The following is a 21,653-nucleotide window of genomic DNA, read 5'->3' as shown; positions in this document are numbered from 1 at the left end:
CTTTTATAACCAACCCCGACTTTTCAGGTACCCCACCCCCTCGATCGAGAGGCTCCGACAAGAAGCAAACTCAGATAATTTTTTTGAAAATATCTAGGAAATTGAATGCTTAAACATCGTTGGCACCAAGCTATCGTCCGAAGGATTCCAGCATTCAATGCGATTAATGGTTCCGCCAGTAGCCTTGGATTCAACAACTTTTATTGAATGGAGGATAAACAAATCTGTTTTTACTCCTGACATTCTTGCCTCTTTAACTTCGTTGGCAGTTACCAGAACCTGCTTCCCTAGACTGGCCGTACCCTTCACCTCAATCTTTAATACCTCACTACCCTTGGCACATAGGAGGTCAAATGACTCATTGGACGATGTGTCAACTACTTCATAGCCTAAATTTTTATAGAAGTCTATTGCCGCCCTCATAGCATGCAATTCAGTCGCCACTTTAGCTGCCCGATCTTTTGCGTAACCTTGCCCGCCTGATCCACTTTGTTTAACAGCCTTAGCATTGGGTGCAACGGTCACATAGTTCGCCGTTCTGGGTTGATCGCCCGAAGGTATCCAGTCATAAATCTTGGCAAGTTGAGCGTTTGGCTCCTCTTCGTAGTCAAGGCAAGTAAAAATTATGTGGACAGGTTTGGAGGTATCGGGGTTATGAGACTTATATGAAAGCCTTCCACAATAAATAAACGCGTTAGTTTTTGATTTTGTTTTCTCATGGACTCTCGCAAATAAGAGGACCTCAACCTCACCTTTTACGATTTTTTGAATGCGTGGAGTGTTGATAGTTTGGGTGGTTTGAGAATCCCAGTGAAATAAATCATTCTCGAAAAAATCGTTGTACTGTAGTTTGGCATTCAGTTGCTTGGTTTTATCAAGCGTTACAAACAATAAAATATTGTTACCGGATGAAATAATGCCTTCGCGACTAGTTTTTAGTCGATCATCATTTATAAGATCGCCAATAGATATGCGGGTATATGGTGCGCCGTGAGTGAATTCCATAGATTAATTATTTTTTCTTAGTCCGCATGTCAATGCTCTCAAATACTTTAAACATTATGTAAATAAAACTAAAGATAGCAAAGCCTTTGGCGACCCAAAAATAATGAACTTTAGAAGCAAGCCCGGCAACTATTTCATTCCAATAGGTTCCGAATAAATAAAGGGATATAAAAAATATAATCCCCTTAAGAACATCGCTCACTATTAAACGAATAGACATCTGTTTCTTTATGAATCCTTTGGCTACGAATATTAGCCAAGGAATTGAAAAGATTGAAATACAAATTAAATAACCTAGCACTTTATTCTCGTGCACCCAAAGCTCGGTCGACTGATAAATCAAAACATAAACAAAAAAACCACCCGTACTACAGAGGCATATAAAAGACAACTTAAAGAATTCTTTACGAGATTCATAAAAAACTCTTTTAGCCATGGCGCCTTTGTCAATAAACAACAAAGCAGGAAAGCCAAAAACCCAAAACAATATCGTCGGCCAGTAATACCAAGATTGTTCTGAGGTCTCTGAGTCTGAGAGGGATAAAAAGAGGCCAAAGTAGTAAAGGCACAAAGAAATAAAAAATAAGGTGAAGGCTGCAGCTGTAAGTGCTGGGCTTTCACCGATAAGCCAACCCCTTGGCTTATCCTTGATCAGAGCCCAAAAAATTAGAGCCAAAAGGATCGCAATAACAATAGTCAAAATCAGTCCCTCTTTTTAAAAATTAATTGCGTTAAAACATTTGAACCTAAAATTTTCTCACGCCACCAATAAAACCCTATTAAATTTTCTTATCTTTTTTCTTCCTAATGGCTAACTTACTAGCTGACTTTCCCATTTATAAACTCAGAACCATCCGACTGTTTCATAACATTATTTAGGCCAAACGTAACTCCAAAAAAGCCTGAAACCTCATTATTGCTTGCAGACCAAATTCTTCATCACTTCATTCACCGAACCTTCGCCGCCTTTGTACCAATTAGTCTCCGTCACCATAGCGACATTTACTATATTTCCAGTACCTTTGTGACCGTCATAATCCATGAAGTCACCAACTTTATATCTATTATTTTTACAGTCTTGAATGATTTTAGATTTTGAAGATGCGACTATCAGATGACCTGATTTTAGGGGTTTCGAGTAGTCAGATAACTCCCAGTATGTAACTATGTCACCCTCCCGTTTAACTGTTGTTGGATCGTATGAGTAAACAGAACCATCATCAGACTCGACAACAGGTTCCCATAGCTGTCCAAAGGTATTGACGGATATAAACAATAGGCTAACTATAAGCAACTTTTTTATTGACTTCGAAATCATCCCGCTATTCACCATTTTTTTCTATCAGCCCAATATAAATAACACGCATCACAATAGTGAAAGCCACGATGCTTCTTTGATACAAGTCCTAATTTTTTAGTACATTGATAGCAATACAGATTTGAAGCCTCTAAGGGATTGCTTTCTTCGTTATGTCCAATGTCATGATCCTCAATTGGCATTTCTTCGATAGTAAAATTATCGCAAGAGTTATTCTCCAATTTAGATGACATGCCTCTATTAGCTAGATATTTTCCAATCATAATATTTATCGCAAGAGTTGCGCCAAAAACAATAACTCCAGGTAGCGCATACTTCCACCATGGCCAAAAGTTTGTGCTATTAGGTCGAGAAAATAAGAGAGATAAAATTGCAGTAAAAATCTCTATAAATACCCAAAGCAAAGGAACCAGATTCCAAAATGAGTTTCTAAATCCAATCTTAATTAAGTGTCTCCAAATACTATTAAAAACACTGCCTAGGCTATTAAAAATTATAGGGAAAAGGTCGGAAAGTATTGACTGAAAAAGTTTGCCGATGTCTGCGAGAAATTTAGCAAACCCGCCAATCATTCCAATGATCCAAGCAATAATGACAATCGCTATAAATACTTTAAATATAAAAATAATAATGTCAGCAATGCTTACATCAGCTAAATTCATTTTTAACTCCTAAAACTCTTTAATTGCTATATTGGTTATACATATTACATGCATAATTGATAGAAACCTATTCAACCAGCCCAAGCTGTCTAGCTATCATTTTTGTAGATTGGATCGTCTCAAATGCCCTCTCATTTGGCGCGGTCAAATCATTGCCCAAGTCCACGGCTTCCTTCTTGAGACGCTGGGTTAATCGGGCTACCCTATCTCTAAAGTAGGAATTTAAATTCGTGCGCATCATTGACTTGTTGATGTATTCGGAACATTCCCAAAGGGTTAACGCCATATCGGTTACTTGCCTATTTGTTGTCAATTTGTTCTTGTTACGACCTGTTTTGGCCTGTTTTTTGTCCATTTCTTATATCTCCTATTTGGTTTAATTAAATGGGTGACAATCCCGTAGCTGGGAAAACTGCGGGATTGTCGTTTTACTACTTAGATTGATGTTGAAATTGCCGTGGCTTATTGCTGTGATAGCGCTAAGTGCATATCCAATAGCCACGGATTTTTGTTTGAGGGGCTTTTTATAAGGTAAATCACCGCCTCAGCCCCTCGCGCCCGCCTAGACTTGATCACAACCTTGCAGCGATAGTCGTGTTCCAGTTGATGCGGCTCGAGTTAGAGCCGAACGAAGCAGATACCCGCCACGGTCTTTTATCAGATCAGTAGCCTCAGCCATTACCTCAAGCGTCTGCATGCCGTAGTGGGTAGCTAATATCGCCCTAGATTCAGTTTTTTGGTATTCAAGTAGCACGCCGCAGACGCGCTCACCCTTTACCATTTTCTGCTCTAGAACTGGGCGCCAAAGAGGGCAAATCGCGGCACTGCATCGCTGATAACGGGGGCAATTGATTTGATTCATTTGTCCTCCTGCGGATCAAACAAAGCAATCAGCCACTCTGGTATTGGCTCGTAGTCTGTTTCCGCAAGCGTCATCATCATCCGATAGGCTTGCTTTTGACTAAGCTTGGCGGCAGGTCGGCTGAGCTTGACCTTAATGAAGCGATAGTCGTCTGGGTGAAGCTCTTGTTTTTGCTGTTCCCAAATTTGACGCAGCTCAGTTGTCTGGTTAGGCGTTAACGAAAGGATCGGATTATTTTGATCGTTCATTGTTTCTTTCAATAAGTAGAGTTATTTCCACTCTTTCGTACTATTTCTAGCTGTTTCCGAAAGAGCGAAAAAGAGATAAGGAATGGGTGTGCTTTGCACCCCATTCTTTCGAGGTTGTTTCTTCCATTTCCATTTATTAGAGGAAAAAACTACTCGTGGACCTTAAAATCTGGCCCGGGCTTGATTCGGTAGACCTCTTTGGTATTTGCGGATACATTGGCGCCATTTGCCTTTGCATCTTTTGTACTCATAACTTCTAATACCTGATCAGCAACCAACTTAGCCAAGATCCCACCCAGTCTTTGATAGCCGTTACCAGAGGCCATTCCAGTCAAAGTGCCAATTAATGTTTTTGGTAGGTAAATACTTCCACACTGGCGAATCGCATCAAGAACAATGTTCTCATCGCGAGTTAACTGAGCTTGCTGTGAGGAGGCCTTGCGATTTTGCTCTGATGATTTTTCAATTGACCCAATTCGGTACGACTCAGATAAGGTTTGTCCTAATCGGTTTTTAACAAGGAGGTCATATTTTTGAGTCGTGAATGAAACCTCATTGAAATTAACCTCGTATCGTTTTTTACCCAGTATTAGAAAGCGTTTCCCTTCATCGCCCCCTTCGCCAGCAATTACAAATCCAGTACCATTGGCATCAGCACCGAATGCAGAGGCACCTCTGGCACTCATATCATTTACATCCGCCCGATTCATGGCCTTACTGATATGGGCAATTAGCCAAAGACTTGCTCCAGTATCCGAGCATGCTGATTTGATTTTGGATATGAACTTTGAGACTTCTGAGTTATTGTTCTCGTCATCCAAGTCTAGTGTGGCAGCAACTGTATCAGCAATAATGAGTACTGGAATCAAGACGTCATTGCCATTAACATCTTTCATATACATCTTGTTCTCATCGGCAAACTTACGAATAAGCTGAGCAATCTCATCCTTATTCATGCGATGCGTTTCCCGAATCTTGAACCACTGGTTCATTTCCGTGGCACTCATATTGACGCCACAATGCTTCCTCAAGCCTGACAGAATCCGAACAGCCTGCTTTTTATCCTCAGTTAAATACAGCACTGGGCGACGCAGATTTGGTTTTAATGGATGATCAACGGCGCAGATATGTGCTGCTAAAGCAGCTAATGGAAGTAATAAGGTCGTCTTACCTATTCCACTTTGTCCAGATAGAACAAAAATTCCCTCAGCAATAAACCCGTCAATCACATACTCTGTTGCCGTGGTCTCCTCTAAATCGTATTCAGCGTCATTAAATACATCCTGATCAACTGGCGCATCCTGTTTTGCCCAGTATCGTAAGGTTCTGTGTGTTACCGATCGACCAGCGGCTGGAGACTTTTTGAAGGAATGCCACTGGTATTGCAGTTCGGATTCACTTGCTGGGGAGCCATAAATTTCAGGATGCTCACAACCCTGAAGTGAGTAGTCCCGCCAAGCATCCAGACCATCTAAATCACCACGCGTCTGGTGATGACAAATCATCCCAATTCTGATCCACGTATCTCTACCCGGATCAGGAGGACGCACAGACATCACCAAATCATGAAGCTCATCAGGCGACATATTTGGATCGCGCTCACTTTCTGTGGCAAACGCATCGTACTCCTGCTTCCAAATACGCTGATAGAGTAAAAGATGGCTTGCATCCAAACTAGGACCATCTAAGGCCTTGCTAAATTGAGTGTCAACATCTCCTGTTAAGGCGATAAATCCATTACTAGCAAATAGTTCGACGCCCAACTCATGATTTTTAAAGTCCTGCAGCGGTTCATCGGCCAATACAAAAATATGCTTTCCAGAGCCGCTAATGGATGTCTCAACAAACCCCTGAATGCCGTTCAATAAAGATAAGTGATGTGCTTTGATGCGTTGATCGCCATCGTAAATACCATCAAGGTCGATACTAACCAAATATCGTCCATCAATTATTGGCGTACCAGCAAAGCAAATTCCGATACCATCAAACTTAGGGTTGGCTTTTAGTATTTGATCTGCTTCTTTAAGGGTTACAAAATCAGCAGGATTGTTCCAGTCAAACGCTTTTAACGTACTAGGGTTTATCGCCTGCTTGCGCCATTTGGTTTTACCCTGCTCTGGCGCCATGAGTTTGTAGGGTACAAAGGCCCTAAGATTGCGCATAGACGCTGGCAATAGATCATAGGATGGTTTTTGAGGTTGTGCGGCTCCTCTTGCCGTTTGTGAATTAATCATTCAATCAGTCCTTCAAAACACTTGAAGTCGTTTAGAGCGACAAAAGTTTTGCTCTTCTGATTACGCCGTGGATCCCATCTCCACCCATAGTCTTTGCGACAGCGTTTTGGTTTGAATTGCCAAGCCTAATAGAGCGCCCGCCCTACCGCACTTGTTTGTCTACTTGACACACCATACCCGCGTCTAAAGCGCGGCGCCTGTACTACCGGCTAGCCACATGTCGGGGTCGTTAATTTCCGCCATCAGCTATGATTTTGAGTTTTGGCGACTAACACCAAGGCCGCAGCCTCTAAACGCTCAACGCAGCGCCGTATAACTTGTTTATTTTAATGCTTTTAGGTATTTCTTTCAACTTCTGGCCAAAGTGGTTTAGCTTGATTAAAAAATACCGCTCATACATACTAATACAACAAAAACGCGGTTCCCGCCCTAAATAATTCACTTTTAAACACAAATTCTTAGGTTACAGCTAATAGTACGTATTTATTGAGGAATTCACACCATACGCATACTTATGTAAGTTGCAGAGAAAATCTGCCCTCGAAAAAATAAGAAATAATCATTTACCGCCTTACCGATGTATAAGCTCGTTTTGCCTCATCCTTCTCACGCTGCTCACTGTCTTTAAGAACTAACCCCGATATAGCGCTGCCATCGTGTCCATAAATATCTAATAGCGCTTTCTTAAAGTCAATCTCACTACGTTTAATTGCCTGTCTCATTAGCGCATTATTGACTTCGCCCTTTAGGATAGCTTTTCTAGCACCCTCTATTAACCTTTGGTTCATTGGCCTACGAATCTCAACTAGTTCATCAATTTCTTTTCGCAAGCCATCTAATTCAACAAACATTTTTGATAAATTAGCTTTAGCTGTTGCTGTCACCTTAACGGGTCTGCCATCTGTAGGCGCAGTAACAAGATCAATCAAATCCTGTAACTGTTCCACCCTACTTCTTTTTGTGTGTATCTGTTTACCGATCTCATCTTGCGGGCTAAATTCCGCCATCTGATCGAGCCCAATAATTACTGAGTGTAGTATCTTGTCGTAAGAAATGGATCGGTACTCGCATTTAGATGCGTGTGATACGGATTTTGCACAGACTAATGTTTTCCAGCTGTTCTTCGTGCCGTCCTGCCTCACCCTTCCTGTCTTACCGCTACGCTGTGCTGTTGCTCCACAGCTCTTACAGAACATCAGCCCACTCAAGGGATGAACGTCAACCGTACTTCTAGCCGTCTTAGAGCTCTGACTAGTAATTCTTGATTTACTCCAAAGTCTTTGACCAATGATTGCAGGGTAATACTTTTCATGTTTACCTCCATCTGACGTAACCAACGTACCCAATACAGCCTCGGACGCCAGCACCTTCTTAACGCTGGAAATCGCCCACTTCTTGGATTGCTTGCTTGGGGTTGGTCTTTTATTAGCGTTTAAATCTTGCGCAATACGCATCGCTCCAATACCTTTAGCGCTCATCTCAAAGATTTCCTTAACGATGGCAACCTTATCAGGAATTGACTTGCTTTTATCCTCTTTATTGATCCAGAAAGGTACACGAGCTGTGAGTTGCACACCATCTTTAATCTTGGCGAACTTATTACTCCATGCCGCTTTGATACGCTGACCTTTTGTGACAGACTCTTCGTGTGCCCTAGCCATGAGCATGATGGCAAAGATCAAAGACATTCCGTGGTCACTGTCCAATATCTCACGGGTGTATATCTTGTTGTCAGTTAGCGTAACCACAACAATCCCAGAATCTACTAGGGTATTAAGTTGGTTAAAGGCTTGACGTGGCGTCTGCCTGCTCAACCTGTCTAGGGCCTCAACCAGCAGGTAAGATCCAGATGCTATTTGCTTATCTTCCACCAATCGTATGAATGCACCTAGTGCGCCCTTAGTCTGGGCAACACCCTTATAAGCACTAAGACCCTCATCAGTAAGGTTTAGCGTGGTGTCCAGATCAAGCTCTAGCTCTGGATTACGTTCAATGAACTGGAGAGCTAGATCACGCTGGCGACGGAGGCTATCCCCATCCTTCTGCTTATCTGAGCTAAAGCGGGCGTAACTATAGGCAACTGGCATATCTGTTTCCCTCTAATGATAGGTAAATTTTATACCTAACTGAAATGAGATGCCCAATGCCAGTGGCATTAAATACTCGCCAATCATCTTGGTTTATCGCATTTTGATCGCCCATTACAAGGGCAACAATCACGCCGCTATAAGCTGCATCTTCTGGAAGTAATCGCTGAATCTTTTTCCTCAACTTCCAACGTTGATACTCTACAGCTAATTCAAAATCGATGAAGCCAATATCTCTGTCAAGTAGTAGCTCACCTGAACGAACTGATCCACTAGCACCAAAGTTTTGATGAAAGGACCAGCGCTCGAAATCAAAAGCGTAGGGATTGAGCGCGCCATAAGGACGCTTTAGTTTTACCTTGAACTCCCAACGTTGTCCGGGAATCACCTCCGGAATCTTTTGCGCATCTCTCCAAGCGGGCTGCCAGCTTAAATAAATTCTCTCGGGGAATTGCTCGATCCTATCACCACCTAATAAGACATGTTCAATCTCAAAGGCAAACTTAGCCCCAGCTGAATTACTTTGAGGCAAGGCAGCTACTCGACCTTCAATACTCAACTCCCGTCCCTCCAACTCTTGCGAGAGAATATTTTTCAACCTGTGGTCTGCATACTTTGCATTCCAAGCAAAACCAAGTGCCACACAAAGCAAGATGATGAATATATGCTGGGAGCTGGTAGCCTTTGAAAAGAAGCGCAGTCCGAGTAGGGCAATGGCCACCGTAAAAATAGCTGCAGACAACCAATAGTCAGGCACTGTGGGTAAAAATAGCAGAAACGAACCCCCGGCGATAAACGCCGCAATTGCTAAACGCAAGACCTTAGGAGGTTAAGTGGAGATTTGCATTACCAGCTAGTAATGCTGACCAACGGGGTAAGACATGCATGGCATTACGCCACACAGCAATAGCAAACTCATCACTACTGACGCCGCGAACCTCTGCTAATACAGCAGCAATACGAGGCAAGAATGCCGGCTCATTAAAACCAATACCCTCTTCACGCAACCATGCAGGGGGGATATCGGGCGCATCTGTTTCAGTAACAATGCTATCTAGGGGTAATTCTTTTAACAGTCGACGAATCTGCAAAGCGCGCTCGAATGTAGCAGCGCCTCCAAATCCCAACTTAAACCCAAGCCCAATAAATTGCTCTGCCTGCTGAAAGCTACCATTAAATGCATGGGCTATTCCACCGGGAATTTTTCTAGAGCGTAACGCCTTCAAAATAGCGTCCTGGGAACGACGTACATGCAAGACGACCGGCAATTGATATTGCTCCGCTAGGTCCAGTTGTGCATTAAAGAACCATTCCTGCTGCCGCGGATCTAGACCTTCAACAAAGTAATCCAAACCAATCTCGCCAATACCAACAAAGCGAGGATCAACGAAAGATTCTTCTATTTGATGCTTCAAAGTAGTGATGTCAGATTCTTGCGCCTGGTTGATATACAGGGGATGAATACCGAGCGTATAAACGAAACCTGGAATTTTCTCAGCATACTCGGAGGCAAGCGCTCTAACATGGTCGCAATCAGAAGCCTTCACTGTTGGCAGCAAAATTGCCTTAACGCCATTCTGGGCTGCAGCATTAATCACTTGGGAAAGGTTTTTCTCAAACTCAGGTGCGTCTAGATGGCAATGGGTATCAACCCAAGATTGACACAGACTCACGCAGCCACGTTCTTTAATATTCCGCGCTCTAAGTGCAAAATACGATCGCAACGTTTGGCGCGAATAGGATCATGGGTCACGATTACGAAGGCTGTGCCCTGTTCACGTGCTACGTCTAACATTAAATCAAACACACTGTCAGCTGTCTCTGTATCGAGATTGCCCGTTGGCTCGTCCGCCAGAACGCAAGCAGGATTACCCACCAAAGCTCGAGCTACAGCAACGCGTTGACGCTCGCCCCCAGACAACTCTCCAGGAGTGTGTAGTTCTCTAGCAGCTAAACCAACCGATTTCAGAATCTTGCTTGCCCTATCCATAGACTCTTCATAACTCAGTCCACGAATACGCAAAGGCAAAGCCACATTCTCTTGCGCACTAAATTCGTCTAAGAGATGATGAAATTGGTAGATAAAACCCAAACTTTGATTGCGCAATTGGTCTAATTTAGCAACCGGTAAGTTATTCAGATTGAGTCCAGCCAAAACAACTGAGCCAGCACTTGGTATATCCAAGCCGCCCAAGAGATGCAGCAAAGTGCTTTTGCCTGAACCAGATGAACCAATAATGGCAACCTTCTCCGATGGAGCAACATCGAGGTTAATACCCTTGAGAACTTCTACTGCAGACAAACCATGACCATAGGTTTTAGCCAAATCCTTTGCACTCAGCACCAAACTATTCGCCTGCTTCATAAACTCACTCATAACGCAGAGCCTCCGCAGGTTGGACCTTAGCAGCGCGGCGACTTGGATATAGGGTAGCTAAAACGGAAAGTCCAAATGCCATCAACCCAACAGTAAGAACGTCTGCAAACCTCACATCCGATGGAAGTTCGCTAATAAAGTAAACATCGCGTGGCAAAAAGCGCACACGAAAAATGGCCTCGATCGCCGGAACAATCACATCAATATTGAGCGCAATGAGCAAGCCAAGAGCAACTCCAGCTAATGAACCCAATAAGCCAATTGCCAAACCTTGGACCAAAAAAATCCTCTGAATCAATCCAGGGCTTGCACCCATGGTTCTTAAAATGGCAATGTCTGCCTGTTTTTCATTCACAGTCATCACTAAGGTTGAGACTAAGTTAAATGCAGCAACAGCAATAATCAAAGTGAGAATAATGAACATCATTTTCTTTTCGGTTTGCACGGCGGCAAACCAGTTGCGGTTTGATTTTGACCAGTCAGTCACCCATAAGGCCTGAGGCACAATTTGAGCTAACTCAGCAGATACCTCGGGGGCGCGCTGCATGTCGTCTACTTTCACACGTAGGCCTGAGGGCTCATGCAAGCGCAATAAAGCGGCTGCATCTTTCCAGTGCATGATAGCCAAAGAACTGTCGTACTCATAGTGACCACTATCCACAATGCCAACCACTTGAAGGGTGCGCATTCTGGGCATCGCACCTGCTGGAGTCAAATCACTTTCTGGCACGATCATATTGATACGATCGCCTACATGCGCCCCCACCATAGAGGCAAGCTGCGCACCAAGGGCAACCCCAAAGCCACCTGGCTTTAAATCATTAATGCTGCCGGCAACAAATTGCTTTGGTAGAGCAGATACCTTACCCTCTTCCTCTGGTGAGACTCCTCTAATGGCTACACCACGCATGACACTCTCTCGACTCAATAACCCTTGAGAGCTCACCATTGGTGCAACCCCTACAACGTGCGGCTGCACTGCAACTTTGAGGGCCAGCGGCTCCCAATCAACCAGCCCATCTGGAGCGGTAATTTCAACATGGGATAGCACTGAAAGCATCCGATCGCGCACCTCCTTCTGAAAACCATTCATCACAGAGAGCACGACAATCAAAGCGGCTACCCCAAGAGCAATCCCTGCAGTCGAAATACCAGAGATAAAGGAAAGAAAGCCATCACGCCTACCAACCGTCTTGCGACGCTTTGATCGTGTATAGCGCAGGCCAATTTCTAACTCAATAGGAAGTCTTAACATAGCCACAGTTTAGTGAATCTGGCAGGCGACTGATGGAATATCGAGTGAAATAAGGAATTGCCACATAAAATCAAGGGAATGACCACAAATATGACTTCCGCCAAACGCTTTACCCTCATGCTCCCTGGAGACGATGCGGCTGAGCCTGAGGGCGATCACCCCATTAAAAACACCCCTCAAAATGGCTTGCCTCATGAGCGCTTCCTGCTTGGGGAAAAGGTCCCTGCGGCACCCATACTACTTTTAGGTCAAACCAATCTGACCGTTAATCCAGATGAAATCCTTGCCTGCTTGCAACCAGTCCACCTCCATGCTACCCGCGACCATCTGGTCTTGATGAGTCACAACCAAGTTGAACTCAGCAGCGAGGAGTCAGGAAAATTATTGGAAGCTGCCCTTCCACTGATTGAAGAAGATTTTCAAAATCCAATTCTGTTTCAGGGTGTGCTCAATTGGTTTATCGCTGCCGGCACATTTGCCAGTCTTGCAAGTCATAGCATTGACCAGGCGCATGGACGCAATATTGATTGGTGGATGCCACGCGATACGCATGCAGAAGGAGTAGCAAGAAACTGGCGAAAATTGCAGAATGAAATCCAAATGCTTTGGCACATTGATCCAGTCAACGAGATCCGTGAGCAACGAGGGGCACCCATGATAAATTCCATTTGGATCAGTGGTATTGGCAAACTCAATGATGTCCATACGCCCGCACCATTAAAACAAGCAAAGACCATCTATGGGGAGCATCCACTCTTAGCTGGGCTCTCAAAATTTCTGGGAACTCCACATCTACAAGAACTCAACTTATGTAACGCCTCTGATTTTGTTAATGGTTTTGCTTGGTTCAATCAACCTGAATCTATTTGGCCAAAACTAAAGCAAGCATTGATTGATAAAGCACTTGATGAAATTATGATCATCGACTTCCCCAAGGGTGAAACTCGTGAACGCACTTTTAAAGCCAAGGATCTTCAGAAAAAATCTTTATTGTTTTGGCGTAAAGCAGAAGAGTTAAGCTGGAAAGAGCTCACCCAATCATGAATCCATTTTCTCAACGTCCCGCCTCCGAAAGAACAAGTGCTTGGTTAGCGCAAAGTGGTCTTCATCCGTTACTCGCTAGACTCTTTGCGGCACGCGGCGTCCAATCGCCTGATGAGCTGTCGCTTGATCTTAAAAAACTTTTATCACCCGCGGATCTTAAAAACTGCTTAAGCACTGCAAGTCTTCTGGCAGATATCTTAGAGAGAAAAGAGTCGATGCTGGTGGTTGCCGACTATGACTGCGACGGCGCAACTGCTTGTGCAGTAGCTGTTCGTGGCTTAAAAATGCTGAGTGAGCCTGAGACGCCTATCCAGTTTTTGGTCCCCAATCGCTTTACTATGGGTTATGGCTTGACTCCAGAGGTAGTTGAATTGGCCGCCCAGCAAAACCCAAAACCCAAATACCTCATTACCGTTGATAACGGTATCGCCAGCGAAGCTGGAGTAAAACGCGCTCGTGAACTTGGCATGGAGGTCATTGTTACTGATCATCACCTACCAGGCGACCGCTTACCTAAAGCCTGTGCGATTGTGAACCCCAATCAACCAGGATGTCATTTTCCCAGCAAAGCACTAGCGGGTGTAGGTGTGATGTTTTACTTATTAGTCGCCCTTCGCGCTGAACTGCGTAAGCGCGGTAAGTTTACAAACGAGACTCAACCGAAGATTGAACATCTTTTAGATTTAGTTGCGTTAGGCACAGTTGCTGATGTTGCTCAACTTGATCGCAATAATCGTATTCTGGTTTTTAATGGTCTGAAGCGCATTCGTGCGGGCATTTGCCAAGCAGGTATTGGCGCGCTATTTCAGGCGGCGGGACGTGATCCTCGCAGTGCCAATACCTTTGATCTCGGTTTTGCGATTGGCCCCCGACTTAATGCAGCCGGTCGACTTGCCGATATGACTCTCGGTATTCGATTACTGCTAAGCGACAACACTGATCAAGCGCTTGAACTTGCTCAAGAGCTTGATCGCATTAACCGCGAACGTCGGGTGATTGAATCTGGGATGCAAGAAGCGGCTCTGGCTCATCTAGCTGAAGACCAATTAGCTGGAGTGATGACTGACCGTACCAGTATCTGTCTTTGGAATCCAGGGTGGCATCAAGGGGTGGTCGGGATCGTTGCCTCAAGATTAAAAGAACGCTTTAATCGACCTGCAATTGTGTTTGCGCCAGGCGAAGGAGCTACTGGCGAAGAACTCAGGGGCTCAGGCAGGTCTCTAGCGGGATTTCATTTACGAGATGCCTTGGACTTGGTTTCCAAGCGCGAGCCAGGGCTTATCTTAAAGTTTGGTGGTCATGCAATGGCTGCTGGCCTGACGATACGTAAAGTAGATTTTGATCGCTTTGATACCCTATTCCAGCAAGTCGCTAGCGAATTATTAAATGATGAGTTATTGGAGCGCCGCCACATTCATGATGGCCCCCTTGCCCTATCTGAATTCACCCCTGAAATCGGCGACCTTCTTGCTGAAGAAATCTGGGGGCAAGGCTTTCCTCAACCCATCTTTTATGGCCAGTTTGAGATCTCCCAACAAAGTCTGATGAAAGATAAACATCTTCGCCTGCAATTGCGACCTCTAGGGGAAGGTTCGCTCAATAGCAAACCATTTACTGGCGTTTGGTTTAACCACACCCAGACCCTGCCAGAAACAGCCAAACTGGCATATCGCTTGGTGACTGACCGCTACCAAGGGCGAGCTAGGGTCCAGCTCATGATTGAAGCGCATGACGAGAGCTAGGGACTCCGGAGTAATAACCCCCTTATAATTAGGGGATGGAAGCTGAACAACTAAACACAATTTCAAATACCCTCTCTGACCTGCTCACCCGTGAGCATGCGCTTCGGGGGTATCTTTGACTTCGAAGTAAAGTCACGACGCCTTACTGAAGTTAACTCTATTCTTGAAGATCCCACTATTTGGGATGATCAAAAGAAGGCCCAAGCGCTCGGCAAAGAGAAAAAATTGCTCGATGGCGTGGTATCGACCCTCACCGATTTAAATACCAACATCACTAGCGCCCTCGAACTGTTCGATATGGCGAAAGAAGAAAGTGATTTTGAAACTATTGCCGCAATCGAAAAAGATGTTGAAGGCTATAGCAAGATCATTGGCGATCTTGAATTTCGTCGAATGTTTCATAACGAAATGGATTCATGCAACTGCTTTATCGATATTCAGGCTGGTGCGGGTGGCACCGAAGCTTGCGATTGGGCCAGCATGCTTTATCGCCAATATTTAAAGTACTGTGAACGCAAGGGCTATAAAACAGAAATTCTCGAAGAGTCGGATGGTGATGTAGCAGGCATCAAGAGCGCCACGATTAAAGTGGATGGAGAATATGCCTATGGTCATCTTCGCTCTGAAACTGGTGTTCACCGCTTGGTGCGCAAGTCTCCATTTGATTCTTCAAATGGTCGCCATACTTCTTTTGCCAGCATCTATGTTTATCCAGAGATTGATGACTCGATTGAGATTGATGTCAATCCTGCAGATATTCGAACAGATACCTATCGCGCTTCTGGCGCTGGTGGCCAGCATATCAATAAAACTGACTCCGCCGTTCGCCTAACCCATTTACCAACCGGTATTGTGGTGCAGTGTCAAAACGACCGTAGCCAGCACCGCAACCGCGCCGAAGCCATGACCATGCTCAAGTCCCGTTTGTATGAGCATGAAATGCAAAAACGCCGAGTGGAGCAGGATAAGTTGGAGGCCAGCAAAACAGATGTGGGCTGGGGTCACCAGATCCGCTCTTATGTTTTAGATCAAAGCCGCATCAAAGACCTACGCACCAACGTTGAGATCTCCAATACTCAAAAAGTATTGGACGGTGATCTTGACGCATTTATTGAAGCCAGCCTAAAGCAAGGCGTCTAACCCCCCCCATTACTGCCAATTCCAAACATATGAACGATAAGACTACCCCTACCCCAGCTACTGAAGCAGTTGATGAGAATCACATCATTGCAGAGCGTCGTGAAAAGTTGGCAAAACTGCGCACAGATGGCGTTGCCTTCCCCAATGATTTTGTGCCTACCCATTTAGCAGCTGACCTACACAATCACTATGATGGCCTTACCAAAGAAGAATTAGCTGCCAAGAAAATTCACGTAAAAGTCGCAGGGCGTATGGTACTCAAGCGCGTCATGGGTAAAGCCAGCTTTGCAACCATCCAAGATCGTAGCGGGCAGATTCAGTTCTACATTAACGATGAGATTAGTGGCGCCGATACTCATGGAGCATTTAAACACTGGGATATGGGTGACTTCATTGCCGCTGAGGGTCATCTTTTTAAGACCAATAAAGGCGAGCTCTCGGTTGAATGCAGCAATTTACGCTTACTCAGCAAGTCATTGCGCCCTCTACCAGATAAGTTCCACGGCCTTTCGGATCTCGAGACCAAGTATCGCCAGCGTTATGTAGATTTAATTGTTAACCCAGAAAGTCGCAACACCTTTAAGGCACGTAGCAATGCCATCGCCTCCTTGCGTCGCCATATGTTGAATGCCGACTTCATGGAAGTCGAAACACCGATGCTGCACCCTATTCCTGGTGGAGCCACTGCCAAACCTTTCATCACCCACCACAATGCTTTGGATATGCAAATGTTCTTGCGTATCGCTCCAGAGCTTTACCTCAAGCGCTTAGTAGTTGGTGGTTTTGAGCGTGTGTTTGAAATTAACCGCAACTTCCGTAACGAAGGTGTAAGCCCGCGCCATAATCCAGAGTTCACCATGATGGAATTCTATGCGGCGTATACGGATTACCGCTGGTTGATGGACTTTACTGAAGGGATGATACGTGCAGCGGCAATCGATGCGCAAGGTACTGCAGTATTAACCCATCAGGGTCGTGATCTCGACCTTAGCAAGCCATTCCATCGCCTCAGTATTACCGAAGCCATCCTGAAGTACGGACCACAATCGAATAAGACTTACGAAGCAGCTCAATTAGAGGATGCTGATTTTATTCGCGCCGAATTGAAAAAAGGTGGGGAGAATCCGGATAGCCCAACCCTGAAGAACGCTGGCATTGGCGCCTTGCAATTAGCACTGTTTGAATTGGTTGCTGAAGAACATCTTTGGGAGCCAACTTACATCATTGATTACCCAATTGAAGTCAGCCCCCTCGCCCGTGAATCTGATACACGCCCAGGCATTACTGAGCGTTTTGAACTCTTCATTACCGGACGTGAAATTGCTAACGGCTTCTCGGAATTAAATGATGCCGAGGATCAAGCTAATCGTTTCCGCAAACAAGTAGAGCAGAAAGAGGCTGGTGACGAAGAAGCGATGTACTTCGATCATGACTTTATTCGCGCACTTGAGTATGGCATGCCTCCAACCGGTGGTTGCGGTATTGGTATTGATCGTTTAGTGATGCTGCTGACTGATGCACCCAATATTCGTGATGTGATTCTGTTTCCACATCTGCGCCGCGAAGAAGATTAAGTCTCGCTTACAGAAATTAGGTAGTCATCAGAACAAAAGCCACCCATATACCAATATCGGTGGCTTTTTCATTCGGGGCGCTTAGGGGTGATACAAAGAGAGGGGCGGGAAAGCATTCTCGTCGCAAATAACATCAATGACAGTCGTCGTCTTAGAAGCTTTAGCAAGTTCTAAAGCGGGTGCCAGCTCCTCAGGTTTCGTCACGGTAATCCCCTGACATCCACATGCCCGAGCAATAGCAGCATGATCTACAGGAGCAAAATGAACCGCACTGGTATGTAGTCCATACTTAATGTTTTCAGCATGCTTTTGAAATCCAAGGATGCCATTATTCAGAACAATCAGGACAACCTTAAGCCCCATTCGGACGGCCGTTTCCTGCTCGGACCAAACGTGTGCAAACCCTCCATCACCAACAACGCAATAGACATCAGCTGCAGGCTTGGCTACCTTGGCACCCAATGCCATTGGAAAACCCCACCCAATTCCAGCTAAGCCACGGGGGGCCAAAAACCGCATACCCGCCACCAGCGATGTGAGATAGTTAGCCGTCCATACAGAGGCGTAACTCGCATCCGACACGACGATACTATTTTGCGTTAATACTTGGTTTAACTCATCCATCACGCGCTCGGGACGAATGGGAACTAAATTGGACTCACGAATAGATTTCGATTGCTCTAAATAAGCATTTCGGCCTGCATGAATTTTTTTCTCCAACGCCGAACGTGCAGCCTTACGCTCACCAAGATCCAAAACCAGCAATTCCTCAGTCAAGGCCAAAATAGTTTCACGTGCATCGCCAACTAAACGCGTTGCCTCATAATTCCTGCCCACCTCATTCCCATTGAAATCAATGTGAATATATTTAGCCGTAGGAGGATAAAGCTTCCAAGAGTCTGTGCCATTTTGATTTGTGCGGGTGCCAATCAATACTATGACGTCAGCCTTTGAAACCAAATCTTTCTGAAAATGGGCATTTCCATTAGGCCCCATGAAATAACCGATGACACCAACAGATAGCGGATGTTGCTCATCAACGGCCCCTTTCCCCATCACCGTTGTTGCAACAGGCAAGTTAATTTGTTCTTGCAACTGAGCCAGCGCATCTTGCGCACCCGATAAATGAATGCCTCCACCCACAATAATCAAAGGATTTTTGGCTTTTGCTAAAACATCAGCGGCAATTTTTAATTCACTTCTGACTGGAACTGTTCGATCTAACGGGAAATAACCCAGAGTATTCAAACGTTTTGATTTGGGCGCCAGCTCTAAAAGCAAGTCCGCTGGCAACATTAATGCCACAGGACCGGGCACACCCGAACATGCTGCAACAAAAGCCTGGTCAATGTAATCCTCAACGCGACTTGCCTCCGTGACACGACGCGCCCACTTTGTGCAAGACGAAAAAAGCGCAATGTGATCAAATTCCTGAAAAGCGTTGCGATCCGTCTCTGACCGGTTCACATCCTGCACTAAGGCAATTAGCGGAACTGAGGCCTTTAAAGCCTCGGCCAAAGGTGCAACTAATAAAGTTGCGGCAGGACCATTTTGAGCCGTCACAATTCCAGGAAAATTAGAAATACGGGCATATCCATCGGCCATATAACCGCCCGCATTCTCAGAGCGATAGGCAACTTGCTTTAAGCCCATCTGTTCACAAGCCAAATGAAGCATCGATGGTAGGCTCTGTCCAAATAAGTACTCGACTCCATGACGCTGTAAACATTCTGCAACCAAATGCGCAACAGTTCCAGAAAACTTCAGTCCAGGGGCTAATAGCGCCGGATTAATTTGCTGATCACTCATTTCGCTTGCTTCCAATCTGAAATAGAAAAACCACTATCAACTGGCAGTATGAGGCTTTTTCTAGGCCCAATTAATTCGCGTGCCTTATGCCCCTCACCCTGCAGATCCTCAGCAAACAAAATATCGCCCGGTCCAAAAATACGAGAAGAGCCATCGCCGACTGAAATCTCAACTGCGCCAAAAAGAGTAATTACGAATTGTTTGCGTGGCGGACAATGAAAATCCTCATTACCCTCCAGAGGGTTTTCACGAAATACAACTCCCTCAACCGGAACCAACTGAGATTTCAATGAAAAAAGTGATCCGAGTCGAAACTCGCTCATTTCTAAATGAATATCTTCAAAATGGGATTTCTGGTCAGGCCCTGTAAATACACGTACTATTTTTGTTGTAGTCATCTCCGCTTTACTTTTCTTTTTTAGTATTTCTTGGTTTTAAATTTAATCTGCCTTTACATTTGCTTTCTCAACTACCTTAGCCCATTTAGTGGCTTCCGATTTAATGTGCGCCGAGAACTGGCTGGGGCTTCCGCCATAAATACGGATTCCTTGATCTTCAAAGATTTTTTTCACTTCTGGATCCGTCAGCATTAAATTAATTTCATTATTCAGTAGTGCAACAATCGAAGGTGGTGTGCCAGTTGGAGCAACAAGCCCATACCAGCTGGTTGATTCAAAACCAGGGAAAGTTTCTGCAAAAGTTGGAACATCCGGCAGAACACTTGATCGACTTGCACCAGCCACCGCAATGCCAATTAATTTGCCAGATTTAATATGCTCCATCACCGATGGCATGCTGACGAACATTAATGGCACCTGGCCACCAATCACATCGGTAACGCCCCCAGCCGCTCCTTTATAGGGAATATGAACAATATTAATTCCTGATTGCGTTTTGAATAGTTCGGCAGTGAGATGGGCAGTTGAACCCGATCCGGGAGAGGCGTAACTGAGAATGCCAGGATTGGCGCGAGCATATTGAATTAACTCAGCCAGACTCTTAAATGGTGCGTTAGGGTTGGCAACTAAGATATTGGGCACTCCGCCGACCAGGATGATTGGCGCAAAATCTTTTTGCGCGTCATAGGACATTTTTGGGTAAATACTTTGATTGACCGAAAGCTGAGCTGATGATCCAAAAAATAAAGCATAGCCATCGGGCAACGCTTTAGCTACCTGCGCAGCAGCTAACATACCCCCTGCTCCTGGCTTGTTCTCAATCACAACGCCTTGACCCCATTTCTTCAAGATACGCTGTCCAATCGTGCGCGCCATTAAATCGGTTGCACCCCCGGGTGGAAATGGAACGTATAGGGTAATTTGACGATTTGGATAGGGTTTTGTAATCGACTGGGCACAAGCAATATCAACTGCGCTCAAAAAAATCATGTTGACCAACAGGCCAATACTCAAATATTTACAAGTCAATGCTCTGAACATAAGTATGTTTCCCCTAGGCGAAGCTACTCTTGGTATATGCCGTTATAGCACATACCTCTTATAGAGTAAGGCCGGTATATTTGGCGCCCTTACCTCAGTTAGGCATGCAAACCTTTCTCATCAAAGACGCTCTCAAATAAAGCTGAACTTAAAAAACGCTCAGTAGTATCCGAAAGAATCACCACAATGCTTTTAGCTGACTGCCCTGACCTCTTGGTCATCGAGCACCCTTAAAGCAAAAATAATCAACAGGTCTTATAGGAACGCCGTCATCTAGCAAACGAAGTTCTTGTTGTAAGTTCAGCACATTAAGTTCTAACGGGGCCTTCTGAAGAAAGTCACTATCAGCACAATTAAGAATACCGAAAACCACGCTAAGGACCACTCCGGCACCTGCAACCCTAAAATGGCTGGCAATTGAGCAGAGCAGAGCCCATCTGCCTTAAATAGCCAAGGCAAGCCCTGCACTATCTGAAATTGATTAATCCAGAGTTCTAGAGGGTCAACTCCACAGGATTCTCCCGGGTGAAAGAGTAACCAAACATGGTGGCCAGCTACTGCCACTCCATAACCTGCAGCCAAAATTGCCAATCCATGAAAAAACCTTCTCATGGGGCTAATGCCACCAGCCAACAAACAAGCGAGCGCAATACCCAAATAGCCCACTCTTTGCAAAATGCATAAAGGGCATGGCAGAAAACTCACCCCTTGATAGCCCACCTGCTGAAGAATGACAGCAAAGGCAACCAAACCTAGGCAAATGAATGACAGGAATTGGTATTGACTTCTTTTCATATAGAGATAATAGCTAATAGGCTGTGCACAGCATATAAATCGCTTCTTTATTACCAAAAATC

The 21,653-nt window shown here is 44.9% G+C and carries 22 protein-coding genes; 4 read left to right on the top strand and 18 right to left on the bottom strand.

The window, feature by feature from the left end:
* Positions 1–93: 93 nt before the first annotated feature.
* The 13 genes from ICN46_RS07665 to ICN46_RS07605 all read right to left on the bottom strand — a co-directional run bounded on the left by ICN46_RS07665 (position 94) and on the right by ICN46_RS07605 (position 12,048).
* Positions 94–1,005, bottom strand: coding sequence for a DUF3427 domain-containing protein (locus ICN46_RS07665; protein WP_216206845.1), 912 nt, complete (start codon positions 1,003–1,005; stop codon positions 94–96).
* A 7-nt stretch (positions 1,006–1,012) separates the two neighbouring features.
* Entirely contained in the window at positions 1,013–1,705 is a 693-nt protein-coding gene (locus tag ICN46_RS07660) for a hypothetical protein (RefSeq protein WP_216206841.1), read from the bottom strand.
* Positions 1,706–1,918: 213 nt separating this feature from the next.
* On the bottom strand, positions 1,919–2,299 hold the full coding sequence (locus tag ICN46_RS07655) for a surface-adhesin E family protein (RefSeq protein ID WP_216206838.1): 381 nt from the start codon (positions 2,297–2,299) through the stop codon (positions 1,919–1,921).
* A gap of 32 nt (positions 2,300–2,331) precedes the next feature.
* Positions 2,332–2,985, bottom strand: a complete 654-nt coding sequence (locus ICN46_RS07650; protein ID WP_216206835.1) for a hypothetical protein — start codon at positions 2,983–2,985, stop codon at positions 2,332–2,334.
* Positions 2,986–3,052: 67 nt separating this feature from the next.
* A complete protein-coding gene (locus ICN46_RS07645; RefSeq protein WP_216206832.1) occupies positions 3,053–3,340 on the bottom strand; it encodes a hypothetical protein in 288 nt (95 codons plus the stop codon).
* A 207-nt stretch (positions 3,341–3,547) separates the two neighbouring features.
* Positions 3,548–3,847: a hypothetical protein gene (locus tag ICN46_RS07640; protein ID WP_216206829.1), complete on the bottom strand. Its 300-nt coding sequence runs from the start codon at positions 3,845–3,847 to the stop codon at positions 3,548–3,550.
* Positions 3,844–4,095 carry a hypothetical protein gene (locus ICN46_RS07635; RefSeq protein WP_216206826.1) on the bottom strand — a complete coding sequence of 84 codons (252 nt, stop codon included), beginning with the start codon at positions 4,093–4,095 and terminating at the stop codon, positions 3,844–3,846. The genes ICN46_RS07640 and ICN46_RS07635 overlap by 4 nt, the downstream gene beginning before the upstream one ends.
* A 149-nt stretch (positions 4,096–4,244) precedes the next feature.
* Positions 4,245–6,329: an AAA family ATPase gene (locus ICN46_RS07630; RefSeq protein WP_216206823.1), complete on the bottom strand. Its 2,085-nt coding sequence runs from the start codon at positions 6,327–6,329 to the stop codon at positions 4,245–4,247.
* A 563-nt stretch (positions 6,330–6,892) separates the two neighbouring features.
* The gene (locus ICN46_RS07625) at positions 6,893–8,416 is read right to left on the bottom strand and encodes a recombinase family protein (RefSeq protein WP_216206820.1); all 1,524 of its coding nucleotides are present in this window, start codon (positions 8,414–8,416) and stop codon (positions 6,893–6,895) included.
* Positions 8,400–9,233 (bottom strand): ComEC/Rec2 family competence protein, encoded by an 834-nt coding sequence (locus ICN46_RS07620; RefSeq protein WP_255538795.1) that lies wholly within the window; start codon positions 9,231–9,233, stop codon positions 8,400–8,402. The genes ICN46_RS07625 and ICN46_RS07620 overlap by 17 nt, the downstream gene beginning before the upstream one ends.
* Before the next feature lie 4 nt (positions 9,234–9,237).
* Positions 9,238–10,089: a TatD family hydrolase gene (locus ICN46_RS07615; protein ID WP_370625499.1), complete on the bottom strand. Its 852-nt coding sequence runs from the start codon at positions 10,087–10,089 to the stop codon at positions 9,238–9,240.
* On the bottom strand, positions 10,086–10,793 hold the full coding sequence (locus ICN46_RS07610; protein ID WP_255538794.1) for an ABC transporter ATP-binding protein: 708 nt from the start codon (positions 10,791–10,793) through the stop codon (positions 10,086–10,088). The genes ICN46_RS07615 and ICN46_RS07610 overlap by 4 nt, the downstream gene beginning before the upstream one ends.
* On the bottom strand, positions 10,786–12,048 hold the full coding sequence (locus ICN46_RS07605; protein WP_216206817.1) for a lipoprotein-releasing ABC transporter permease subunit: 1,263 nt from the start codon (positions 12,046–12,048) through the stop codon (positions 10,786–10,788). The genes ICN46_RS07610 and ICN46_RS07605 overlap by 8 nt, the downstream gene beginning before the upstream one ends.
* 90 nt (positions 12,049–12,138) lie before the next feature.
* Here ICN46_RS07605 and ICN46_RS07600 point away from each other — a divergent pair, with 90 nt between their 5' ends.
* The 4 genes from ICN46_RS07600 (at position 12,139) to lysS (ending at position 17,548) form a co-directional block, all read left to right on the top strand.
* Complete coding sequence (locus ICN46_RS07600; protein ID WP_255538793.1) at positions 12,139–13,092, top strand: hypothetical protein; 954 nt, start codon at positions 12,139–12,141, stop codon at positions 13,090–13,092.
* A complete protein-coding gene (gene recJ, locus ICN46_RS07595; RefSeq protein WP_216206810.1) occupies positions 13,089–14,834 on the top strand; it encodes a single-stranded-DNA-specific exonuclease RecJ in 1,746 nt (581 codons plus the stop codon). Before ICN46_RS07600 ends, recJ begins: the two co-directional genes overlap by 4 nt.
* Positions 14,835–14,869: 35 nt before the next feature.
* Positions 14,870–15,974, top strand: a protein-coding gene (prfB, locus tag ICN46_RS07590) for a peptide chain release factor 2 (protein ID WP_216206807.1) whose coding sequence is annotated in 2 segments (ribosomal slippage) — positions 14,870–14,950 and positions 14,952–15,974 — 1,104 coding nt in all. Because the reading frame shifts where the segments join, the coding sequence is not laid out codon by codon here.
* Between the two features lie 29 nt (positions 15,975–16,003).
* Positions 16,004–17,548, top strand: coding sequence for a lysine--tRNA ligase (gene lysS / locus ICN46_RS07585; RefSeq protein ID WP_216206804.1), 1,545 nt, complete (start codon positions 16,004–16,006; stop codon positions 17,546–17,548).
* Between the two features lie 81 nt (positions 17,549–17,629).
* Here the strand turns inward: lysS and ICN46_RS07580 are convergent, their stop codons facing one another.
* From ICN46_RS07580 to ICN46_RS07565, 5 genes are all read right to left on the bottom strand, one after another.
* Positions 17,630–19,357 carry an acetolactate synthase catalytic subunit gene (locus ICN46_RS07580; protein ID WP_216206801.1) on the bottom strand — a complete coding sequence of 576 codons (1,728 nt, stop codon included), beginning with the start codon at positions 19,355–19,357 and terminating at the stop codon, positions 17,630–17,632.
* A complete protein-coding gene (locus tag ICN46_RS07575; RefSeq protein WP_216206798.1) occupies positions 19,354–19,755 on the bottom strand; it encodes a cupin domain-containing protein in 402 nt (133 codons plus the stop codon). Before ICN46_RS07575 ends, ICN46_RS07580 begins: the two co-directional genes overlap by 4 nt.
* 42 nt (positions 19,756–19,797) lie before the next feature.
* Entirely contained in the window at positions 19,798–20,796 is a 999-nt protein-coding gene (locus ICN46_RS07570) for a tripartite tricarboxylate transporter substrate binding protein (protein ID WP_216206796.1), read from the bottom strand.
* Between the two features lie 98 nt (positions 20,797–20,894).
* Positions 20,895–21,017: a hypothetical protein gene (locus ICN46_RS12005; RefSeq protein ID WP_255538792.1), complete on the bottom strand. Its 123-nt coding sequence runs from the start codon at positions 21,015–21,017 to the stop codon at positions 20,895–20,897.
* A gap of 94 nt (positions 21,018–21,111) precedes the next feature.
* Complete coding sequence (locus ICN46_RS07565; RefSeq protein WP_216206793.1) at positions 21,112–21,591, bottom strand: disulfide bond formation protein B; 480 nt, start codon at positions 21,589–21,591, stop codon at positions 21,112–21,114.
* Between the last annotated feature and the right edge of the window lie 62 nt (positions 21,592–21,653).

It is taken from the genome of Polynucleobacter sp. Latsch14-2 (assembly GCF_018881925.1).
Classification (GTDB): Bacteria; Pseudomonadota; Gammaproteobacteria; order Burkholderiales; family Burkholderiaceae; genus Polynucleobacter.
The sequence above is the reverse complement of the archived record's forward strand: the minus strand, read 5'-3'. Positions and strand labels throughout refer to the sequence as shown.

Bases quoted from the DNA above. Each gene is read 5' to 3' on its own strand.
- ICN46_RS07665 (WP_216206845.1), bottom strand. From the start codon at position 1,005: ATGGAATTCACTCACGGCGCACCATATACCCGCATATCTATTGGCGAT.
- ICN46_RS07650 (WP_216206835.1), bottom strand. From the start codon at position 2,985: ATGAATTTAGCTGATGTAAGCATTGCTGACATTATTATTTTTATATTT.
- ICN46_RS07645 (WP_216206832.1), bottom strand. From the start codon at position 3,340: ATGGACAAAAAACAGGCCAAAACAGGTCGTAACAAGAACAAATTGACA.
- ICN46_RS07640 (WP_216206829.1), bottom strand. From the start codon at position 3,847: ATGAATCAAATCAATTGCCCCCGTTATCAGCGATGCAGTGCCGCGATT.
- ICN46_RS07635 (WP_216206826.1), bottom strand. From the start codon at position 4,095: ATGAACGATCAAAATAATCCGATCCTTTCGTTAACGCCTAACCAGACA.
- ICN46_RS07630 (WP_216206823.1), bottom strand. From the start codon at position 6,329: ATGATTAATTCACAAACGGCAAGAGGAGCCGCACAACCTCAAAAACCA.
- ICN46_RS07625 (WP_216206820.1), bottom strand. From the start codon at position 8,416: ATGCCAGTTGCCTATAGTTACGCCCGCTTTAGCTCAGATAAGCAGAAG.
- ICN46_RS07610 (WP_255538794.1), bottom strand. From the start codon at position 10,793: ATGAGTGAGTTTATGAAGCAGGCGAATAGTTTGGTGCTGAGTGCAAAG.
- ICN46_RS07605 (WP_216206817.1), bottom strand. From the start codon at position 12,048: ATGTTAAGACTTCCTATTGAGTTAGAAATTGGCCTGCGCTATACACGA.
- ICN46_RS07600 (WP_255538793.1), top strand. From the start codon at position 12,139: ATGACTTCCGCCAAACGCTTTACCCTCATGCTCCCTGGAGACGATGCG.
- recJ (WP_216206810.1), top strand. From the start codon at position 13,089: ATGAATCCATTTTCTCAACGTCCCGCCTCCGAAAGAACAAGTGCTTGG.
- lysS (WP_216206804.1), top strand. From the start codon at position 16,004: ATGAACGATAAGACTACCCCTACCCCAGCTACTGAAGCAGTTGATGAG.
- ICN46_RS07580 (WP_216206801.1), bottom strand. From the start codon at position 19,357: ATGAGTGATCAGCAAATTAATCCGGCGCTATTAGCCCCTGGACTGAAG.
- ICN46_RS07575 (WP_216206798.1), bottom strand. From the start codon at position 19,755: ATGACTACAACAAAAATAGTACGTGTATTTACAGGGCCTGACCAGAAA.
- ICN46_RS07570 (WP_216206796.1), bottom strand. From the start codon at position 20,796: ATGTTCAGAGCATTGACTTGTAAATATTTGAGTATTGGCCTGTTGGTC.
- ICN46_RS12005 (WP_255538792.1), bottom strand. From the start codon at position 21,017: ATGACCAAGAGGTCAGGGCAGTCAGCTAAAAGCATTGTGGTGATTCTT.
- ICN46_RS07565 (WP_216206793.1), bottom strand. From the start codon at position 21,591: ATGAAAAGAAGTCAATACCAATTCCTGTCATTCATTTGCCTAGGTTTG.